Raw genomic sequence first — 19,763 nt, 5'->3', positions numbered from 1 at the left:
GACTTACCGATAAGTGCAGTGTCGAATCATGCGAATACATCCGGATCGAGAAATATTGATGCTCCTTTACGCATGAGTTCTATTTCCGGGACGTAGCTTCGCGTGCATGATCGCGAGACTGGAGTCCACAAAGGGGATCCTCCTCGTGGACGCGGTGTCTCGTCATGAGAGGATTTCGAACATGGCCCATATTTCCCTTGCCGATCGTACCGACAGTTTCTTCATCCCCTGCGTCACGCTCATCGGCCCCGGCTGCGCGAAAGAGACAGGCAAGCGCGCAAAGGCGCTCGGTGCCAGGAAGGCGCTGGTCGTCACGGATGCCGGGTTGAAGAAGATGGGCGTCGCCGACGTCATCGCGGGTTATCTCCGCGAGGATGGGCTGGAGACGATCGTCTTTGCGGGCGCCGAACCGAACCCGACCGACGTCAATGTGCATGACGGCGTCAAGATGTACGAGGAAAACGGCTGCGATTTCATCGTTTCCCTCGGTGGTGGGTCGTCTCATGACTGCGCCAAGGGGATCGGCCTCGTGACCGCAGGCGGCGGCCATATCAGCGATTATGAAGGGGTCGATAAATCGAAAACCCCGATGACCCCGCTGATCGCGATCAATACCACGGCCGGCACGGCGTCCGAGATGACGCGCTTCTGTATCATCACCAACTCGAAAACCCATGTGAAAATGGCGATCGTCGACTGGCGCTGCACGCCGCTGATTGCGATCGACGATCCGAGCCTGATGGTCGCAATGCCGCCCGGACTCACGGCGGCGACCGGCATGGATGCCCTGACCCACGCAATCGAAGCCTATGTCTCGACCGCGGCAACGCCGATTACGGATGCCTGCGCGGAGAAGGCGATCAGACTGATTGCGGACTGGCTTCCGAAGGCGGTCGCCCATGGTGAGAACATGGAGGCGCGTTCGGCCATGTGCTACGCGCAATATCTCGCCGGCATGGCGTTCAACAATGCGTCTCTGGGCTACGTCCATGCCATGGCACATCAGCTTGGCGGGTTCTATAACCTCCCGCATGGGGTCTGTAATGCCGTGCTCCTCCCGCATGTGTGCCGCTTCAATCTGATCGCTGCGGCCGATCGCTATGCCGCAATCGCGCGTCTCCTCGGGGTGCAGACGGAGCTGATGAGCCGGGAGGAAGCCGCCGAAGCCGCGATCGATGCGATCTCGGCCATGTCCGGCGCCGTCGGAATCCCCTCGGGTCTCGCTGAACTCGGCGTCAAGACGGAAGATCACGAGATCATGGCCGAAAATGCACAAAAAGATGCCTGTATGCTCACCAATCCGCGCAAGGCGACCAAGGCCCAGGTGATGGAGATCTTCGCCGCAGCCATGTAACCGGGAGCGATTGGCCCGGAGAACGCAAAAACCGGAACACACGACGATCGGACCGTCTCGGGGGCCGATCGTCACGCTTGAACTTGTGAATAGCGCATTAGCGTGACCGTCACGCTCGGACGAACCATGAGCGAAGCCCCAGCAGGGGATCTCATGAGCAGTCGCGGGTGCGGTTTACCCTGAAGGGGATGCGCGCGCCTTACCGGAATATGAGATCGGCGGGAGGGGTGTTTCGTCAATCCCGGGATGCGCCCGGGCTTGATGCCTCCCTGCCCGCGCCGTTTTTTTTGCAGATCTCACGGAATGACGGGGATGCCGGTTGGGTCGCATCCCCGTTCTGGTTTCCATATCGGACAGCAAATGGCGGGGCTCGCTCCGCTCCCGTCAGGAGAGAGAAAATCCCATCTTGCCGGGATTGAGAATGTTCCGGGGGTCGAGCGCCTTCTTGATTGTCCTGAGAACCTCGAACCCTTCTCCGAGTGCCGGCTCCATATATGGTCCGCGCAGGAGACCGACGCCGTGATGATGACTTATCGTGACGTCTCTCCTGTATCGCAGAAGGACGTCGTTCACAGACTTCCAGACCGTGCGGTACCATTCCTCGCGGTGCGCAGGGGGAATATCCGCCCTGAGTGAGAAATAGACACAGGCCCCCTCGAGATAGGCGTGGGACTGATGCGCCGAGCCCGCAAGCGTTCCGGGAACCTCATTGATCGCAGCCACCACCTCGTCATAAATCTGCGGGAGACATCCCCAGCTTCCCGCCATCTCGAGCGTATCAGCCACGAATCCGCTCGTCTGCGTGAAGCCTTCGGCCGGTTTTTCCGTCGCATAGCGCGTATCCAGCCAGCGTTCGAAGATCGCTTCTGCGGGAAGGGTCTCTCCTTCTTCCTCGCAGATGGAACGACAGAGCTCAAGACAGGTCGAGACGATCGGCTCCGGACCTTCATCGGCTATGAGGAGGACGTTTGTCCCGGGACGGTCGAACTGGATGCCGCTCTCCAGTGCGTCGTACAGTCGCAGAACTGCCGGAGTGGCGCCAGCCTGCATGATGCGTCGGCAGGCTTCCAGGCCGGCCGCAAAACTCTGGAATCCGAAACAGAGGGCTGAAGCATGGTCCGGCAGTCTATGCGTTCTGAGCCGTGCTCTCACGATGATGCCGAGCGTTCCCTCCGAGCCGATGAAGATCTGCTTGAGATCGGGTCCGGTAGCCGCGCGTGGGTAACCGCCAAGCGTGACCAGACGGCCATCGGCCAGAACGACATCGAGCGTATGCACCATGTCCTCGATCTTCCCATACCGGGTGGAAAGCTGACCCGCCCCCCGACAGGCTATCCAGCCCCCGACGGTGCTTATTCCGAAGGATGAGGGCCAATGTCCCATCGTGACGCCGTGTTCTCTCTGGAGAACTGTCTCAAAGACATCGCCGAAAATACCTGCCTCGACTTCCGCCAGCTGGCTCCCGGCATCGAACCCTATGAAGCGGTTCAGACCGCAGAGATCGAGGATGATACCCCCCCGCAAGGGCAAGGCTGCGCCCGTCACATTCGAACGTCCCGCAGAGGCCGTGACCGGGATGGCGTGAGCGAAGGCCAGTTTCATGATCTCCTGCACCTGTTCCACCCGCGATACACGGACGAATGCGCCCTCGGTCACGGCAGGTCTGCCCGACGTCTCACTGATTCTCGTACCCGACCACCAGTCGCGCGTCTGGGTGACGATGTCCTCGCGTGCGGTCTGGACCCGATCGGCAATCGCTTCGAGCTGCGCGAGTACCGGTTTCGGGACGATCACGGGATCCCGTGCAAGACCGGCGGTCTTGCCGATTTCGGTCATGGAACGGGCATAAGCGGGAGGCGTAGGGGCACCCACGACATAATCCCCGTGATTATAGCCACGGGCGATAGCATCCTTGCTGATCATCTGCCTATCCTTCCTGTAATGCGGCTTTTTCCCGCGCGATATCGGCGCGGTAATCGGCGACCTGCGCTCGGATCACTTCCGGCGCGAGCGCGCGTTCCCGCGCCACGATTTCCCCGACGGCCTCCGCGGCTTTTGCAGAGGCATCGCGCGCCATGAAGCGCGCTCTGGTTCGCCGGGAGAGAATATCGTCCACACTCATCGCCATCTCGTGGCGGAGCGCGAAGACCGCCTCGGCACGCGTGTAGGGGAGGCCCTCGACAAGAGGGGCCGAAAGCCCTGCATCCGCGGCCATGAGATCGCTGACGAAACAGGCCTCCATTCCGTAGCGCTCTGCGAGATGAGCGGCCATGCCTCCGGTCGCGAGCGTCGCCTGGGGGTCGTATCCGGCGGCACCGAGAAGATAGCTGTGCCTGGTATGGCATGGACGCCTCCGGCCGAGGATCCGGCCCACCGCGTCGATCGTCTGCTCGGCCATATGGCGTGACGTGGTCATCTTGCCGCCGACAATCGTAACGACGCCATCCCGGCCGGTATGAACCGTGTGGTCCCGACTGACATCGACCGTATTGCCCTCATGTCCCGATGCGACCAGAGGACGACAGCCTGCAATCGTTCCGACCACGTCATCCGCCGACAGCGTGACATTCAGGGAGTCGCTGGCCCCTTCCAGCAGGGCAAGCATCTCGTCGCGATTGCACCGGATATCGTCGAGATCGCCCGTATAATCGGTATCCGAGGTTCCGATATAGGAAACATCGCCCCATCGCGTGATGGAGGCACGGCGCTTCGTTCCCCTCATCGGTATCGTGAGCGTGCAATCGTTGCGGATTTTCATCCAGGGAACCGCGACATGCACGCCCTTGGCAGGGCGGACCTGCAAGGCAGGCGTGTCGTCGCACGTGCCTTTCCAGTCCCGCAGCCATATGCCCGTCGCCATGACGACAGAGCGCGCACGCACGCGAATTTCCCGCCCCTCATCCGTCCGTACGATCGCTCCGTCGACACGCCCGCTACGATAGCGCGAGAGTTCGGCGACCCGGGCGCGGTTCAGGACCACCGCACCAAGAGCCGCTGCGGACCGGATGAGACAAAGGGTAAGACGCGCATCGTCCACGCGCCCATCATAATAGAGAAGCCCGCCGCGCAGGGTCTCCGGCTTCAGGGTCGGGCAATGAGCGAGTACGGCCGCGGGATCGATACGCTTGTGAAGGATACCCTCGCGCCAGCCCCCGGCCAGATCGTATGTCCAGAGCAACCCGTCAAACGCACGCGCGAGACGCGGATCGAATACGCCCCCGCTTGCCGACACGGGAAACAGGAAGGGAAGACGCTGCACAAGATGACGCGCATTGCGTCGGAAACGCTGGCGCTCAAGCAGAGCATGAGCAACGAGACCGAGATTGCCCTGCTCGATGTAGCGAAGTCCCCCATGAACCATTTTCGACGATTTGGAGGATGTGCCGGACGCGAAATCGTCCTTTTCAACGAGCGCAACGCGATAGCCGCGCAGGGCGGCATCGAATGCGCAATACGCCCCGGTAACGCCACCGCCCACGATCAGGATATCGAATGTTTCCGATCCGAGTGCTGCAAAGGCGTCCCGTCTGTTCAGCGTCACGGGAGCATTGCGCGCGCGGGCCATGGACCTGACCCGCGCCGATTCGCAGGAGAGGAGCCCTGTCATGCCACATGCCTGGGTTCTGCATAGAAACCCGACGCGACGCGCTCCACTTCCGAGGCAGCGATCGCGTGCCAATAGCCCCTCCTCTGGAGACGCTCATCGGACGAGATCGCGGGATGATAGAGCGTCCCCTCCGGAAGGGTCGCGCGTGCGGCCTCGAGCCCATCCCAGAACGTTCCGTCGCATCCTGCGAGGAACGCAGCGCCGCGAAGCGTTGCGCGCGCCGAACCCGGGCGATGACGAACCGTCACCCCGCCAAGATCTGCCTGGAGCTGAAGAAGCGTGGTGCTCGATGAGAGCCCGCCACCGACAATGATTTCGCTTACTGCGAGATCGGCCACCGCGCTGCTCGCATCCGTACACGACACCACCGAATGGGCGACCCCTTCCAGAAGCGCCCGCGCGAGAGACGCGCGGTTGTGGCTCATCGACAGGCCGGCCATCGTCGCTCTCGCATCGACACAGAGCTGGGGAAGGCGCAACCCGGTCAGGGTCGGCATGAACATCAACCCATGCGCATCGTCCACATGCGCGGCGAGCTCGCTGATCTGCTGGGGGGATTCGAACCATCCCATCTGGTTGCAGGCCCAGTTCAGTGCGGATCCCGTCGTGGCAGAAAACGTCTCGACCGCAAAAATCGATCTCTGGCGCCGACGCCACGCAATCAGGCTGAACGTCGTCTCGTTGAGACCCGTGTTTTTCGGAAAGCTCTCCCCCGTCACGAGATCGACGAAGGATCCGGTACCGTGCAGGCACATGGCCTGACCGGTTCCGATGCAGCCCAGGCCGATCATGCCGCCATGCTGATCGCCGCACGATGCCTTGATCGGCACGCATATGCCGAGCATCGATTCATCGGTGTATCCGAAATCGTCGCTCTCCTCCCTGAGTTCGGGCAGGAGAGCGGACGGGAAGCCCTGCGCCTCTATCCATTTGTCGTAATAGATGTTGCGGCGCAGATCGAACGACCCGGCTGCAGCGGCATTCGTCGGCGTGGTCACGACAATCTTGTCACGGGACAGATTCCACAGGAGCCAGGTATCGACGGTTCCGAACGCCAGCGTTCCCCTCGACCATGCTGCAGAAACCTCCGGGGTGTTCTGGATATGCTGGGCCGCCCAGTAATAAAGGGCGTAACCTGCGATCGGACGACCCGCGACTTCGAACAGCTCGCGATCCCATCGGCTTTCCATCTGCGCCAGAAGAGACGCATAACGCGTATCCTGCCAGACGATGGCCGGTACGATCGCCCTGCCCGTCTGCTTGTCCCACAGAACGCCGGTCGAGCGCTGGTTTGCGACCGCGAGAGCGACGATCTCGACACCGTTTTCCCTGGCTTCCGCGATCGTCTTGCGGCAGACCGAGACGGTGCGCTCGAGCAGATGATTGGCATCCTGTTCTACCACGCCATGGCGCGGTGCGTTGACTGTCAGGGGCTCATAATGCAGCGCGGTCACCGCACCATCGGCTCCGACGAGAGCCGAGCGCGTGCCTGAGGTTCCCTCATCGATCGCCATGATTGCCTGCGTGGAATTTTTCATATCTCATCCCCGCCTGTTCGCGGATTCAGAAATGTGATCTTTATGAACAGGATCGATTCCGAATCCCGCAGATATCGAAACGTCTATACTATGAAATCTATATTTTTATTTCTGCATTACTGAAGATAGGGGAAAAGGCGCCGTGAGTCTCGTTTTTTGTTTTCTCTTTTCCGTGATATATCACACGATAATCACAAAGAGACGGAAGCTCGCGTCACCGCTACCCTCGCCGATACGTCCAGGCCGGAACGCGGCACGGGAGTCATCCCGTCAGGGGCCGGGACGGGAGGGACCGGAACTTGCTCCGGTCATACGGGTTAATGCCTCTCAACGGATCGGAGCAGGCCATGCGCGCGTCTTACCCGAATGTGAGGGACCCCGTTTCCGCTCCTAAATCCGCAGGGGATGCAGCGTATATCGCCTCGGCCGCCTTTGCCCTCTGGCGTGAAACCGCGCTGAATGCGCGCCTGCGTATCCTGCGCCGCTTCCTGCGCGGCTTTACCGGGGCGCTTCCGGAAATCCTGCATCTCATGCGCGACCGCCCGGCCAGCACCGTTCTCGTCGCGGAAATCCTTCCGCTTCTCTCTGCCTGCAGGTTTCTCCTGACGGACGCACGCAGGATTCTTTCGCCCGGGACGCTCTCCCTCCTGGGGCGTCCCTTATGGCTGGCAGGCGTTACGAGCCGGGTCGAGCGACGCCCGCTCGGTACGATCCTCATCCTCGCTCCGGGAAACTATCCGCTCATGCTTGCGGGGATACAGACCCTCCAGGCGATCGTTGCGGGCAATACGGTCATCCTCAAACCGGCCCCCGGACGCACAGCCCTGCTCAGCCTGTTCCTGACGCTTCTGCGCCGGGCCGGTCTTCCCGGCGGCGTTGTCACCCTTCTGCAGGAGGATGCGGGCGCCGATGCCTGTGCCCGGCGCCATGACCTCATCATCCTGACCGGTGGACGCGAAACGGGTCGCAAGGTTGCGGCAGCCGCCGCTGCCACGCTGACACCCACAATCATGGAACTGTCGGGGGCCGACCCCGTGTTCGTTCTTCCCGATGCCGATCTTTCCCGTGTGGCCCGCGCACTCTGCTTCTCGGCGTTGCTGAACCGTGGGGAGACCTGCATCGCTCCGCGCCGCGTGTTCATCGACAAACACGCCGTACCGAGACTGGTGGAACAGTTGCGCTGCCTTCTGGGAGACCGGATCGAGGACGAAGGTCCCTTCCCGCCCGGCCTCGAATCGCTCCGCGCGCGTGTGGCACAAACAGGCGGGGATGTTCTGAGTCTGGGGCAGATCCATATCTTCTGTCTCGACGCGGCCCATGCGGATCTGGCGGATCTCGACCTCTTCGCCCCCTGGTTCGCAATCATCGGGGTCAGTTCCATGGATGAGGCGGTCGCCCTCGACGAAAGAGCGGAACACTGTCTGGGCGCCAGTATTTTCGGACCGGAAGAGGCCGCGAATGCTCTGGCCGGACGGATCCAGGCAGGCACCATCACGATCAACGACGTGATCGTTCCGAGCGCGGATCCCCGCCTCCCCTTCGGCGGTGCCAAACAGAGCGGTTATGGCGTGACGCGCGGCATAGAGGGCCTCCGGGCCCTGACGCGACCGGTCTCGGTATCGGTCCGACGCCGTTTCGCGTTCCATCTCCTCCCTGCGGGCTTCCGCTCCGCCCGCGGTTAAAGCGCGACCGGGCGAAACCGTATGACCCGACCGCCGTTTTCATCTGGGTCTCTCACGCGTGCGCCCGCTCCGGATCGCGCGCTCATCGCTCAGCCTCGCCTCACCCGGTATCAAGAAAGTCACGCCTGATGGCCGCAAGCGCCCAAATGGACCGTTCTTCAGAAAACCAGTCTCTCGCCTCACGCAGGATCGCGGTGATCGGTGCCGGGCCGGGGGGGCTTGCATCTGCAATGCTGCTTGCCCATGAGGGTGCCGAAGTCACCGTTTTCGAGAAGGAGGACCGTGTCGGCGGTCGGTCTTCCTGTTTCGAGTTCGAGGGATTCCGTTTCGATATCGGTCCGACCTTCTTTCTCTATCCCGAGATCATCCGGGAGATATTTGCCCGATGCGGCTTTTCCTTCGATGAGATGGTACGCCTGACCAGGCTCGAACATCTCTACGATCTCGTTTTCGAGAACGGTCCCCGTCTCGCCGTCACGACCGACCCGGAGCGTCTCGAAGCGGAGATCGCAAAGATCTCGCCACAGGACGCGAAACACGTCCGGCGCTTCCTCGACGACAACAGGGGCAAGTTCGATCGCTTCATCGCGCCGCTCCAGCGGCCCTTCAACTCGGCGCTGGATCTCGTGCGTCCGGACATGATCAGGGCCCTTCCGGTTCTCGCCCCGCTGCGTTCGATCGACAGCGATCTCGCCCGCTATTTCAAGGATCCCCGCACGCGTCTCGCCTTCTCCTTCCAGAGCAAATATCTGGGCATGTCGCCCTATCGCTGCCCGTCGCTCTTCACGATCCTGAGTTTCATGGAGCACGAATTCGGCATTTTTCACCCCCGAGGGGGCACCGAAGCCGTTATGGCTGCCATGAAACAGGCGGCGGAGGCACTGGGGGTGAAGTTCGCGCTCTCCACGCCGGTAGAGGAAATACGCACCGAGAACGGGCGCGCGACAGGGGTCAGGACCGGACAGGGGGAGATCCGTGCCGACGCGGTCGTTGTCAATGGCGATTTCGCCCACACGATCCAGAGGCTTCTCCCCAACACGACCCGCAGGAAATGGCGCAACGAGCGCATTGCCGAAAAGAAATTCTCGTGCTCGACCTTCATGATGTATCTCGGCCTCAGGGGCGAGATGCCCGACCAGGCGCATCACACGATCTTTCTCTCCCGGGACTACGAGCGGAACTTCGCTGAGATCGAGGAGGGGAAGGTCCTCTCCGACAAGGCCTCGCTCTATGTGCAGAATGCCGGCGTCACCGATCCCGGTCAGGCGCCCGAGGGATGTACGGCGCTCTATGTTCTCATGCCCGTCGGCAATCTTCACGAAAACGGTTTCGTCTGGGATGAGTCCGCGCGGCAGCGCGCGCGCCGGATCGTTCTGGCCCGCCTCAGGGATGCGGGTTTCGGCGATATCGAGGAGAGGATACTCGTCGAGAAAACCGTCACGCCGCAGGAATGGCAGGACGATCACGCCGTGCATCGCGGGGCGGTCTTCAACCTCGCCCACTCGCTGGGTCAGATGCTTCACAGGCGCCCGCACAACCGTTTCGACGATGTGAAAGGCGTTTACCTTGCCGGGGGAGGCACGCATCCGGGCAGCGGTCTTCCGGTAATCTTCGAGGGGGCCCGCATCAGCGCGGATCTCATGATCGGCGATCTGGGAAAGACGAGAGCGATCGCGCCGGATCGGCGCATTGCATCTCCCCCTCTCGTCGCGGAATGCAGCAGAGGATCGGTCTGATGAAGAAGCCAGGTTTCGCCAGCGCGCACGCGCCCGGTCCCCGCGCCTTTGGCGCCCAGGCTCCGGGCCGCGCCTCCGACGGTCCGGTTGTGGTCATCGGCGCAGGTCTTGGCGGTCTGGCCGCGGCCTGCACGCTCAGCGCGCGGGGGCATGACGTGGTCGTGTGCGAGGCCAATGACTGGACCGGAGGAAAAGCCGCCGAGTGGAAGGACCAGGGTTTTCGTTTCGACATGGGACCGACGATCCTCACCCTCCCCTCGGTGCTGCGCAGGATCATGAACGAGGCCGGCCACACTCTCGAGGATCGCCTCGAAATGCATCGCCTCGACCCGCAATGGCGGTGTTTCTTCGACGATGGCGACCGGCTCGATCTTCTCGAGAATATCGAGGCCATGGCGCGCTCTCTCGAGGATCGCCACCCCGGTGACGGAAAGGGATATCGCGATCTCATCGCGATGAGCGAGACCCTGCATGACATTTCCAGACGGTTCGTGTTCTGGAAATCCGTCGGTGGCATCGGGGACACGCTCGATCTCGGGCAGTCGTTCCGCCCCGAGGTCATGCGCGACATCGCGGCCCTGCGCATGCACTCGACCCTGGGGCGCGAGATCAGGAAGCGCATCGCCAATCCAAAGGCCGTGCAGGTATTCGATCATTTCACCCAGTATGTCGGTTCGAACCCCCTGCAGGCGCCAGCCGTGCTGACGGGCATCGCTCATATGCAGGTCGATGAGGGCATCTGGTATCCTGTCGGAGGGACGCGCGCCGTGCCCCAAGCCTTGCGGGAAATTGCCGAAGAACAGGGAGTCACGTTCCGGACGGATAGCCGGGTCGTCAGGATTCTTCATGACCGCAGGCGCGTCCATGGCGTTGTTCTGGAGAATGGCGAGACGATCGGCGCCTCTGCTGTCGTTTCCAACGCCGACTCGGTGCGGACGATGCGGGAGCTGATCGACCGGGATCGGGCACCCGCAGCATGGCGGCAGTTCCGGCGGCAATGGAAGAAGCGCGAACCGGCCTGTTCGGGGGTCGTGCTCTATCTCGGGCTGAACAAGGCCTATGACCATCTGGCCCACCATAATTTCGTCTTCTCTCGCGATCCCGAGGAAGAATTCGAAGCCATCTACCGCGAGGGACGCCCGGCGCCGGACCCGACCTGCTATCTCGCAGCTCCCGCCCGGACGGAACCCGGGGTCGCCCCTCCCGGTGGGGAGGCGCTCTATGTTCTCGTCCACACGCCCTATCTCCGCCCGGGGCAGAACTGGACGGAGATTTTTCCCGGTTACCGCGAGACGATCCTCAGAAAGCTCGAGCGGGCCGGTGGCATGCCGGATCTGCGGTCCCGCATCCAGTGCGAGCATCATCTCACACCGATGGACATCCACAGGCGCTACGCCCCGCAGGCGGGCGCCATTTACGGTCTCGCAAGTCACGGTCGGCTCGATGGCGGCTTCAAACCGGCGAACCGCTCCGCCGGACTGGGCGGCCTCTATTTCGCGGGCGGGAGCGCCCATCCGGGCCCGGGAATGCCCATGGCCCTGATGTCCGGGTGGATCGCGGCCGATTGCCTGGATGCGGATGTCAGGGGGAGAGAACCCGGGCTGGCCCGTGCCGGGTGACCTCACGCGCGCGTACGGGCGTTCGCCGTTCCTCTCCGCGCGCGTGGCCCAGGCCCTCGCCTCGCGCGTGCGAAGCCGCTTTGCCTCCCTGCTCGTCGCCGGTGCCATTCCCCGGCCCGGGGCGGGTCAGGGGGTGCTACTCTACACGAACCATCCTTCCTGGTGGGATCCGGCCGTATTTGCGACGCTGCAAACGAAGCTGTTCAAGGACCGGCCCGGTTTCGGTCCCATCGAGGCCAGGGCACTTTCGACCTATCCCTTTCTGAACCGGGCGGGTTTCATCGGCCTCGACCCGAAAGAGCCGGCTTCGATAAGACGCTTCCTGCAAGAGGCCCGGTCCATATTGAAGCGCGGCGGCGTTTTCTGGATCACGGCCCAGGGACGCTTCGCGGATGTGCGCGAGCGTCCTCTGGCGATCCGCCCCGGCGTCGCCCATCTCGCGGCATCATGCAGGACTGCCCTGATCGTTCCGGTCGCACTGGAATATGTGAGCGGAGCCGGAAGCCGGTCGGAGATCGCCGTCCTGTTCGGCACGCCGCTCGAGGCAGGAGAAGGGCTCCGCCCCTCTTCCCTGACCGCCACGCTGGAAGCCGCTCTCGAGGAAACCATGGACTTGCTGGCGGAACGGGTGGTGGCCGGAGAGTTTTCCGGTTTCGAGGCCGTATTCGGTCGACGTGATGAACGCGATGACGGACCCGGGGGCGTTTATGCTCTCTTCCGTCGACTGATTACCGGTCTCACCAGCGTGGGAAGGCGCGGACATCGCAATGCGCAGACCTGAAACCGGCCCCGTTCAGCGCGGTCTCGAGCGCAGTGCCCTCGCTCTCGCAATTCTCCCCTGCATCGTCGCTCTCGCCAATCTTCGTGCACTCGGAAAGCTTCCCGCAAAGCCGGGCAATCACGCAGCACCCCGGGTCTCCGTCCTCATTCCCGCGAGAAACGAGGCGGGACAGATCGTTGACGTCCTGCGCAATGTGCTGGAGGACAGTGCGTGCGTCGCCGAGATCATCGTCCTCGACGACCATTCGGATGACGGTACGGCTGCCCGCGCGCGCACGATCGCCGACCCCCGCCTCAGAATCGTCGCGGGCGCGGATCTGCCGGAAGGCTGGTGCGGAAAGACCCATGCCTGCGCCCAGCTTGCCGACCATGCGAACGGGTCGTTTTTCCTGTTTCTCGATGCCGATGTCCGCCTCGAACGCGGTGCGATCGCGCGCCTGACCGCCGGGGCGAACGCATCCGGAAAGCCGGACATGATCAGCGGCGTGCCGAGACAGATCACGAAAAGCATACTCGAATGGATGCTGCTGCCCTTCATCGACCTGCTGATCCAGGGCTATCTTCCCCTGCCGTTCGACCGCGGGACGCAACCGGCCCTCGCTGCTGCCTGCGGTCAGCTCGTCTTCGTTCGCGCGGATGCCTATCGTCGGGCGGGCGGCCATGCTGCGATAAGGAGCCGGTTGCATGACGGTCTGGCTCTGGCGCGCCATATGCGTCAGGCCGGGTTTCGCACAGCCATCATCGATGCCTCCGACATCGCAACCTGCCGCATGTATCGCAATGCGCGCGAAGTCTATGCAGGCCTCATGAAGAACGCTGTGGAGGGGCTCGCCGGTCCGGTCTCCCTTCCGGTCTGGACCGTGATCCTTGGCGGCGGACATGTTCTGCCGTTCCTGTGCCGCTCATCCCGATCCATCCGTCTGGCGCGATTTGCGAGTCTGGGTGTCAGGCTTCTGATCGCGCTGCGTAGCCGGCAATCGCTGAAAGGGATAGTGTTCCATCCTCTCGGCGTAGCCCTGTTGCTCGTGATCCAGTATCACGCCCGGCTGCGCCATATTCTCAAGCGCCCCGTATCCTGGAGAGGACGTCACTATGATACATGACAGATCCCGTCTTGCCGGACTCCTTGCTTTCGCGGCAACGTCGCTTTTCTGTCTCGGCGCTCCGGCACGGGGAGCGAGCCTTACGACCACAATCGAGAACGTGCCCGATGCGAAAGGCACGATCCGTATCGCCCTGTGCCGCAAGGACGAATTCCTGAAACGGAGCTGCGACTACAGGACGGAACTGCCTGCCACCCCCCCGAAGACGGTTGCGACCTTTCCGGACGTGAAGCCGGGGATCTATGCGGTTCAGGTCTTCCAGGATCGGAACGGAAACGGGAAGCTCGACCGGTCCTTCATCGGTATGCCGACCGAGCCGGTCGGCTTCTCCCGCAATCCGGTACTGAGATTCGGTCCTCCGGATTTCGCGCAATGCGCGATGCAGGTTACTCCTGCCGGTGGTGCCATCAGCCTGCGCCTGATCACACGCTGAGGCTGCCTGTCCTGTCCGCGTGCCGTCACGGCACGCAGGCAGGCTCTGGAAACCGGGCTCAGAACGAACGATTGACCTGAAGGAAGACATACCGGCCGATAATAGCACCGGAATAGATCGCATTGGCGGTATTGGTGGCCGTATCGAGGACGAAAGGCGGTTTCTTGTCGAGGATGTTATTCACCCCGCCCTCGAAATTCCACTTGTTCCAGCGATAATTCACGGTCACGTCATGCGTGAAGATCCCAGGCGTCCGCCACTGACCCGCCGTCTGCGGCGTCAGATCCTGCGACATGTCGTTCCAGACCATACCGCCCGTATAATGGAGCATATAGGTGAAGGTGAAAGCCTTATGCTGCCACGAGGCCGTCGTGTAGTTGCTCAGACGCGGTATGCCATTCGGCATCCCGACGGCTGACGATCCCTGGAAGAAGAGACGACCGGCATAGTTGTACCATTGTCCGCCGGGTTCGTTCTGCTGCAGGTAAGAGACGATCTGCTGCAGATTGTTCGACAGGGTCAATACGTTGCTGCGGTTGATACGGAAGCGATAATCCAGATCGAAATCGATGCCGGATGTCTTCAGACCGCCGAGATTGTCATACAGCGTACTGACATAGTTGATCTGCCCGTTGGAGGAGCGCGTGATGTCCGAGCAGTATTGCGGCGAGGAACCCGTATAGCAGGAATCGAGCACATATTGCGCCGAGACGGCACTGATCGCGTTCTTGATGGTATAATGCCAGTATTCGACCGATGCCGAGAGGCCCGGCACCCAGCGTGGCGTGATCACCGTGCCGACCGTATAGGTGCGTCCGGTTTCCGGCCTCAGATTCTGGTTTCCGCCGCTGATCGCCGGAACCTGACCGGAATTGGCAACCTCGAAAGTCGAGGGATCGATCCCCTGCTTCATGCAGTTGGCAACCACGGTCGGGCTCGACGCACCCGAACAGGGATCGTTCGCCGCGGCGTAACCCAGAGACTGCCCCTGATAGAGCTCATAGACATTGGGCTGGCGATAGGAGGTGCCAAGTGTCGCACGGAACCTGATATCGCGGATCGGCGCCCAGTTGATGCCGACCTTCCAGTTCTGGGTATTTCCGAACGTGTTGTAGTGAGACCAGCGTCCCTGCGCATCCACGGTCAGATCCCTGGCGAGGAACGCATCGCGCAGAAGCGGCAGTTTCGCCTCTCCATAGATCTCCGTCGCGTTGAATCCGCCACCGGTATAGGACTGGGTGTTGCCGGTCGTATCGCCGTTGACCGCCAGAGGATCGGGCGCATAGCTCAGCTGTTCGCTGCGGTGTTCGAGACCGAAGGCGAGACCCAGAGCGCCGCCATGCTCGTAGGGCATCCTCACGACCTTGTCGTTGTTCACGCGCAGATTGAAGTCACGGATCATGTATTGCGAATGATCGTGCTGGTTGAACTTGGCGTAGGACGCCCCCTGCTGCGACATGGGCGCAAAGGGGTTCTGCAACGTGCATCCTGCCGCTGCCTGACAGACGGAAGGGTCGTAGGTCACGGCGCTGCCCGGATCGGTCGGATCGATCTGGCGGATACCGTATTCCTCGAGGATATGACGGTAATTGCCCATGTTGTTGGTGTCGTAGCGTGCCTGGCTCACGCCATACCCCATCGACGCATCATAATACCAGTCATGGGCGATAAGACCGTTCATCCCCCCGGTGATCTGGAGATTGTCGGTCGCATATTCCTGCCGCCTGTCCCCCAGATCCGTATAGCGCCGCTGGACGATCGTATCGACGCCGAACGGGTTGTAAGGGGCGTTTGCAGGCAGGGTCAGGGGGTTGGAGAGCTGGGACGGATAGATGGATCCCGCAACGGGTGACGGTGCGAGAGACGCCGCAGCGGTCTTGTGAGCATAGCGGACATTGGCGTAGATGTTGAAATGGTCGCTGAACCGGTAATGCGCATCGCCGGAGAGTACCGAATTCTGGATGTAGTTGGAAAGACTCTGGTTGTTTCCGTAGTTATAGCGATCGGCACTGGTATAGTTCGAGAATGTGCTCCCGTCATTATTGGATATGAGGCCCGCCCCCGGGCCGCTGAGCACGCGCGTATTGGCGGAATATCCGGAACCGTAGATGGGCGGCACGCCGGGATCGTTCGAAGCCTGCACGAGACGCGACCACTCCCGGTTGCGCTGCATGACCGGCCCCTGGGTCATGTATTGTCCCGCGAGGGTGATGTTGCCCTTGTCATGATCGAAATTCCATCCCTTGAATCCGGAAATCAGCCCGGTCCGGGAATCGCCGCGATCGGTGATGCCGCCTCGAATGGTGAAGCCACCCGTTGTCAGATCGTGACGCAGCTTGATGTTCACGACACCCGATACGGCGTCGGCACCGTAGAGCTCCGAACCGCCATCCTTCAGGATTTCGACACTCGCGATCTGTTCGATCGGGATCGTGTTGAGATCGACGCAGGCCGCACCCGGGTCCTGTGCAACGCGCTTGCCATCCACCAGCACGAGAACGCGCTTGCTGCTCAGATTGCGGATATCGGTGCAGGAGACGCCGCCGAAACCGTTTGTCTGCGTATTGGACGCGCCCGAATTGCCGATCGAGGGAAGACGCTGCAGATAGTCGCCGAGCGTCACGGCAGAGGTCTGCTGGATCTGCTTTGCGGTCACGATCTGAACCGGGTTGGCGTTCTGGTTGTTCGAGCTGCGCAGCATCGAGCCGGTGACGACGATGCTCTCCGTTCCGCCCTCAGCGACCGGCGCCGACAAGGTCCGGCGACGGGAGACGGGCTTGGCTGCAGGTGCCGCGACCGGGACCGCTGCTCTGGACCCATCCGTCGTGACGGAGGGTTTTGCCGAGAGCGATGCAGCGCGCGGCGTCGCCTTGGCCTTCCTGCCCGTGCGAAGCGTGCCGTTTCCAGAATGAGACTGCGTATTCGCCTTCATTCCCGCGCCAGACCCTGTATCCGCCGTCGCAGCAAGGGCGTCGGGAAGGCAAAAGGCAGCCGAGGACAGAATAGTCGCCCCGAGCACACGGGCGAGTACGGACTGATATCTCATGACGTTTCGGACCTGAACGAAGAAAGTGACGATACTGTCATACTTCGTTGCAGGACCGGTCCGTAACGGCAAGTCTCCAGTTGTCCGTTACAAGGCCGAGACGATCATTCATGCCCGCGCGTTGCAAAAACGCAACGTATGTTACCGGAATGTCGCGCTATCGGGGCGTCGCCATCGGGGTGCCGCGTCAGTGGAAACGGGAGAGATCGACCAGGGCGTCTATCTTGTCAGCCAGAGCGCTGATCCTGAGCCTCAGATCCTCGGGAATTCCCGAATCGCGCCCGCTCAGCGCGTTGAGGCTCTGCGCATCCCGCTGCGTTTCTTCGAGCAATTGCCGAAACTCGCTCTCGACTCCGTCCTCGTCCCGATCGTATCGCATGGCGTCTCGCTTCCTTTCATTCTGTCATCTCATTGTGTGATCGCAGTTTTGCCGCATGAGAGTCCGGCTGGGTCATGACGCCAGATTATGCGCTCAGCGCGTCGATCTCCACCGTCTGAGAAGCAACGAGTTCGTGACGACGGAAACCGAACTCAACGCCATGGCCCCTCCCGCGATGGCAGGATTCAGCAGGCCGAAGGCAGCCAGAGGGACCGCAGCGATATTGTAGCCGAACGCGAAGATCAGGTTCTGGCGGATCTTGCGGACGGTCGCCGCCGAGAGAGACAACGCATCGAGAATCGCCCTGAGATCCGAAGTCATGAGAACGAGGTCCGCCGTTTCCATCGCAGCTGGCGATCCGGAGCCTATGGCGATGCTGATATCGGCAGCGGCGAGGGCCGGTGCGTCGTTTACCCCGTCCCCGGCCATGCCCACGACCTGCCCCGGTCCCCTAAGCTCCGTCAATGTCCTGACCTTGTCCTGCGGCTTGAGGGCGGCATAAACGCGATCGATCCGCAGGAGGTTTGCGATCTTCTCCGCCACGGGTCGGGTATCGCCCGTCAGCATGACCGATTCGATCCCGTCCTGCCTGAGGCGGCCCAGAACCTCCGCCGCCTCTGGACGGATCCCGTCCTCAAGGGTCAGCACTCCCAGAAGCACCGTCCCTCGTGCCACGGCTGCCGACGTCATCGCATGTGCGGCGTCGGGAAACGACGCCATGTCCACACCGCTGGCGGCGAGGAAGGCAGGCGTGCCCAGCCTGCAGATATCCCCTTGCCATTCCGCTTCGACACCGCTGCCTGGAATGGCCCGGAACCCTGTCATCGCCGCCTGCGGATCCTGCTCTTTCTCGCCTTGCCTCTCCCCATGCCTCTTCGCATGCCTTTCTTGCGCGAACGAGCAGATCGCTCGCGCGAGCGGGTGCTCCGAATTATGCTCAAGCGCCGCTGCGACCGCGATCAGATCGTTCTCGCTCGCGCCATTCGTCACGATGACGTCGCGCACTGTCGGCGTGCCGGTCGTCAGGGTTCCCGTCTTGTCGAAGGCGATACGGGTCAGTTTGTGAATCCGTTCGAGTGCCTCGGCGTTCCGGAACAATATTCCCGCATTGGCAGCCCTGCCCGTGCCGACCATCAGCGCCGTCGGGGTCGCAAGGCCCAGCGAACACGGACAGGCGATCACGAGAACCGAAATGCTCGAGACGAGGCTCCAGACCGCATCGCCGGTCACGCCCCAGCCGACGAGAAAGGTCAGGAGCGCGATTGCAATGATGACGGGGACGAAAACCGCCGAGACCCGGTCGGCCAGACGCTGGATCGGGGCCTTCGATCCCTGGGCGCGCGAAACCAGCGCGACGATCCGTGCGAGCGCGGTATCGCTGCCAAGGGATGTCGCGCGGGCGCGTATCGCACCGGTGGTGTTCATCGTCCCTGCCAGAACCGTATCCCCGGCCTGCCTCAGTACCGGAACCGATTCGCCCGTCATCATGGACTCGTCGATCTCGGTCGATCCGTCGATCACCGTGCCATCGACGGGCACGGTTTCACCCGGCCTTACGAGGAACACGTCCCCGCGCCGCAACGCGTCCACAGGGCAAGGCACGATCTCCTCACCCTCAACCCGGTTCGCTGACTGGGGCTTGAGGCGCAAAAGGGCTTCGAGCCCTTGAGCCGCATGGTGCCTCGCGCGCTCTTCCAGAGCCCGCCCGACGGATACGAGAAAGATCACGAACGCGCTCGCCTCGAAATAGACCGGCAGAGCGAGCCCGAAAGCCATGACGATGACGCTGAAGCCATAGGCGATGCTCGTGCCGAGCACGACGAGCACGTTCATATTGGCCGAGCCGGAACGCAGGGCGTGAAAAGCGCTCCGGTAGAAATAACGCGCCGAATAGAGCTGGACGAAACTGGCGCAAAGGAATTGCAGCCAGACGGGCACGAAATCATGCCTCCCGAACGCCATGAAGACCATGCCGACCAGGAATGGAAGACAGAAGAGCGCGGTTATGCCGAGTTCGCGAAACGCGCCGCGTTCCTGCCGGGGAGTGGGCTGCGATGCCTCCTCCTCGACGGGTCGGGCGCCGAAGCCCGCTTTTGCGATCGCCTCGATCAACCGGTCGTCGTTCATCGTTCCGGCAACGCTCCGGACGATGGCACGCCCGGAGGCGAGGTTGACCGAGGCCGAAACCCCGGGAATCCGGTTCAGCACCCGTTCCAGCCGCGATGAGCACGATGCACAGCTCATCCCGGTGATCTGGAAGAGACGTTCCTCATAGACGATGCCGAACCCCGCCTTCTCGATGAGCGCCTCGATGGCATCGAGATCCGGACCGTCGCCATCGCTTTCGATCAACGCCCTGCGAGAGGAAAAATTGACACTGGCGTGAAGATTGCCCTGACGGTTGAGAAGCTTCTCGAGCCTCGCAGCGCAAGCGGCGCAACTCATTCCGGTGATTTCGAGATCGAGGTTCAGACTGGCCATCGGGG

13 protein-coding genes are annotated in these 19,763 nt (G+C 62.1%); 7 read left to right on the top strand and 6 right to left on the bottom strand.

Annotation, left to right across the window (positions count from 1 at the left end; translation table 11 throughout):
* The first annotated feature begins 181 nt into the window (after positions 1 to 181).
* Positions 182 to 1,354 (top strand): iron-dependent methanol dehydrogenase, encoded by a 1,173-nt coding sequence (gene mdh, locus SSA02_RS04525; protein ID WP_147092774.1) that lies wholly within the window; start codon positions 182 to 184, stop codon positions 1,352 to 1,354.
* 384 nt (positions 1,355 to 1,738) lie between these two features.
* Here the strand turns inward: mdh and SSA02_RS04520 are convergent, their stop codons facing one another.
* The 3 genes from SSA02_RS04520 to SSA02_RS04510 are packed head-to-tail and all read right to left on the bottom strand — an operon-like array spanning position 1,739 to position 6,499.
* The gene (locus SSA02_RS04520) at positions 1,739 to 3,277 is read right to left on the bottom strand and encodes an FAD-binding oxidoreductase (RefSeq protein ID WP_147092773.1); all 1,539 of its coding nucleotides are present in this window, start codon (positions 3,275 to 3,277) and stop codon (positions 1,739 to 1,741) included.
* Between the two features lie 4 nt (positions 3,278 to 3,281).
* Positions 3,282 to 4,961 carry a glycerol-3-phosphate dehydrogenase/oxidase gene (locus SSA02_RS04515; RefSeq protein WP_147092772.1) on the bottom strand — a complete coding sequence of 560 codons (1,680 nt, stop codon included), beginning with the start codon at positions 4,959 to 4,961 and terminating at the stop codon, positions 3,282 to 3,284.
* The gene (locus tag SSA02_RS04510) at positions 4,958 to 6,499 is read right to left on the bottom strand and encodes an FGGY family carbohydrate kinase (RefSeq protein ID WP_147092771.1); all 1,542 of its coding nucleotides are present in this window, start codon (positions 6,497 to 6,499) and stop codon (positions 4,958 to 4,960) included. The genes SSA02_RS04515 and SSA02_RS04510 overlap by 4 nt, the downstream gene beginning before the upstream one ends.
* Before the next feature lie 347 nt (positions 6,500 to 6,846).
* On the opposite strand from SSA02_RS04510, the gene SSA02_RS04505 reads away from it, so the two are divergent.
* From SSA02_RS04505 to SSA02_RS04480, 6 genes are all read left to right on the top strand, one after another.
* The gene (locus SSA02_RS04505) at positions 6,847 to 8,181 is read left to right on the top strand and encodes an aldehyde dehydrogenase family protein (protein ID WP_186807675.1); all 1,335 of its coding nucleotides are present in this window, start codon (positions 6,847 to 6,849) and stop codon (positions 8,179 to 8,181) included.
* A 146-nt stretch (positions 8,182 to 8,327) separates the two neighbouring features.
* Positions 8,328 to 9,917 (top strand): phytoene desaturase family protein, encoded by a 1,590-nt coding sequence (locus SSA02_RS04500; protein WP_246103634.1) that lies wholly within the window; start codon positions 8,328 to 8,330, stop codon positions 9,915 to 9,917.
* Positions 9,917 to 11,536 (top strand): phytoene desaturase family protein, encoded by a 1,620-nt coding sequence (locus SSA02_RS04495; RefSeq protein ID WP_147092768.1) that lies wholly within the window; start codon positions 9,917 to 9,919, stop codon positions 11,534 to 11,536. Before SSA02_RS04500 ends, SSA02_RS04495 begins: the two co-directional genes overlap by 1 nt.
* The gene (locus SSA02_RS04490) at positions 11,496 to 12,317 is read left to right on the top strand and encodes a lysophospholipid acyltransferase family protein (RefSeq protein WP_186807673.1); all 822 of its coding nucleotides are present in this window, start codon (positions 11,496 to 11,498) and stop codon (positions 12,315 to 12,317) included. The genes SSA02_RS04495 and SSA02_RS04490 overlap by 41 nt, the downstream gene beginning before the upstream one ends.
* The gene (locus tag SSA02_RS04485; protein WP_147092766.1) at positions 12,304 to 13,419 is read left to right on the top strand and encodes a glycosyltransferase; all 1,116 of its coding nucleotides are present in this window, start codon (positions 12,304 to 12,306) and stop codon (positions 13,417 to 13,419) included. Before SSA02_RS04490 ends, SSA02_RS04485 begins: the two co-directional genes overlap by 14 nt.
* Complete coding sequence (locus SSA02_RS04480) at positions 13,409 to 13,852, top strand: DUF2141 domain-containing protein (RefSeq protein WP_147092765.1); 444 nt, start codon at positions 13,409 to 13,411, stop codon at positions 13,850 to 13,852. The genes SSA02_RS04485 and SSA02_RS04480 overlap by 11 nt, the downstream gene beginning before the upstream one ends.
* A gap of 58 nt (positions 13,853 to 13,910) precedes the next feature.
* On the opposite strand, the gene SSA02_RS04475 is transcribed toward SSA02_RS04480, so the two are convergent.
* From SSA02_RS04475 to SSA02_RS04465, 3 genes are all read right to left on the bottom strand, one after another.
* A complete protein-coding gene (locus SSA02_RS04475) occupies positions 13,911 to 16,898 on the bottom strand; it encodes a TonB-dependent receptor domain-containing protein (RefSeq protein ID WP_246103633.1) in 2,988 nt (995 codons plus the stop codon).
* A gap of 187 nt (positions 16,899 to 17,085) precedes the next feature.
* Positions 17,086 to 17,277, bottom strand: coding sequence for a hypothetical protein (locus SSA02_RS04470; RefSeq protein WP_147092764.1), 192 nt, complete (start codon positions 17,275 to 17,277; stop codon positions 17,086 to 17,088).
* 93 nt (positions 17,278 to 17,370) lie between these two features.
* Entirely contained in the window at positions 17,371 to 19,758 is a 2,388-nt protein-coding gene (locus SSA02_RS04465) for a heavy metal translocating P-type ATPase (RefSeq protein ID WP_147092763.1), read from the bottom strand.
* Positions 19,759 to 19,763: the final 5 nt, after the last annotated feature.

It is taken from the genome of Swaminathania salitolerans (assembly GCF_007988945.1).
In the GTDB taxonomy this organism is placed as follows: Bacteria; Pseudomonadota; Alphaproteobacteria; order Acetobacterales; family Acetobacteraceae; genus Swaminathania; species Swaminathania salitolerans.
This window is presented reverse-complemented; position numbering and strand designations above follow the sequence as displayed.

What these genes read in the sequence shown, in the direction of transcription:
- mdh (WP_147092774.1), top strand. Translation starts at nt 182, where the DNA reads ATGGCCCATATTTCCCTTGCCGATCGTACCGACAGTTTCTTCATCCCC.
- SSA02_RS04520 (WP_147092773.1), bottom strand. Translation starts at nt 3,277, where the DNA reads ATGATCAGCAAGGATGCTATCGCCCGTGGCTATAATCACGGGGATTAT.
- SSA02_RS04515 (WP_147092772.1), bottom strand. Translation starts at nt 4,961, where the DNA reads ATGACAGGGCTCCTCTCCTGCGAATCGGCGCGGGTCAGGTCCATGGCC.
- SSA02_RS04510 (WP_147092771.1), bottom strand. Translation starts at nt 6,499, where the DNA reads ATGAAAAATTCCACGCAGGCAATCATGGCGATCGATGAGGGAACCTCA.
- SSA02_RS04505 (WP_186807675.1), top strand. Translation starts at nt 6,847, where the DNA reads ATGCGCGCGTCTTACCCGAATGTGAGGGACCCCGTTTCCGCTCCTAAA.
- SSA02_RS04500 (WP_246103634.1), top strand. Translation starts at nt 8,328, where the DNA reads ATGGACCGTTCTTCAGAAAACCAGTCTCTCGCCTCACGCAGGATCGCG.
- SSA02_RS04495 (WP_147092768.1), top strand. Translation starts at nt 9,917, where the DNA reads ATGAAGAAGCCAGGTTTCGCCAGCGCGCACGCGCCCGGTCCCCGCGCC.
- SSA02_RS04490 (WP_186807673.1), top strand. Translation starts at nt 11,496, where the DNA reads ATGTCAGGGGGAGAGAACCCGGGCTGGCCCGTGCCGGGTGACCTCACG.
- SSA02_RS04485 (WP_147092766.1), top strand. Translation starts at nt 12,304, where the DNA reads ATGCGCAGACCTGAAACCGGCCCCGTTCAGCGCGGTCTCGAGCGCAGT.
- SSA02_RS04480 (WP_147092765.1), top strand. Translation starts at nt 13,409, where the DNA reads ATGATACATGACAGATCCCGTCTTGCCGGACTCCTTGCTTTCGCGGCA.
- SSA02_RS04475 (WP_246103633.1), bottom strand. Translation starts at nt 16,898, where the DNA reads ATGAGATATCAGTCCGTACTCGCCCGTGTGCTCGGGGCGACTATTCTG.
- SSA02_RS04470 (WP_147092764.1), bottom strand. Translation starts at nt 17,277, where the DNA reads ATGCGATACGATCGGGACGAGGACGGAGTCGAGAGCGAGTTTCGGCAA.
- SSA02_RS04465 (WP_147092763.1), bottom strand. Translation starts at nt 19,758, where the DNA reads ATGGCCAGTCTGAACCTCGATCTCGAAATCACCGGAATGAGTTGCGCC.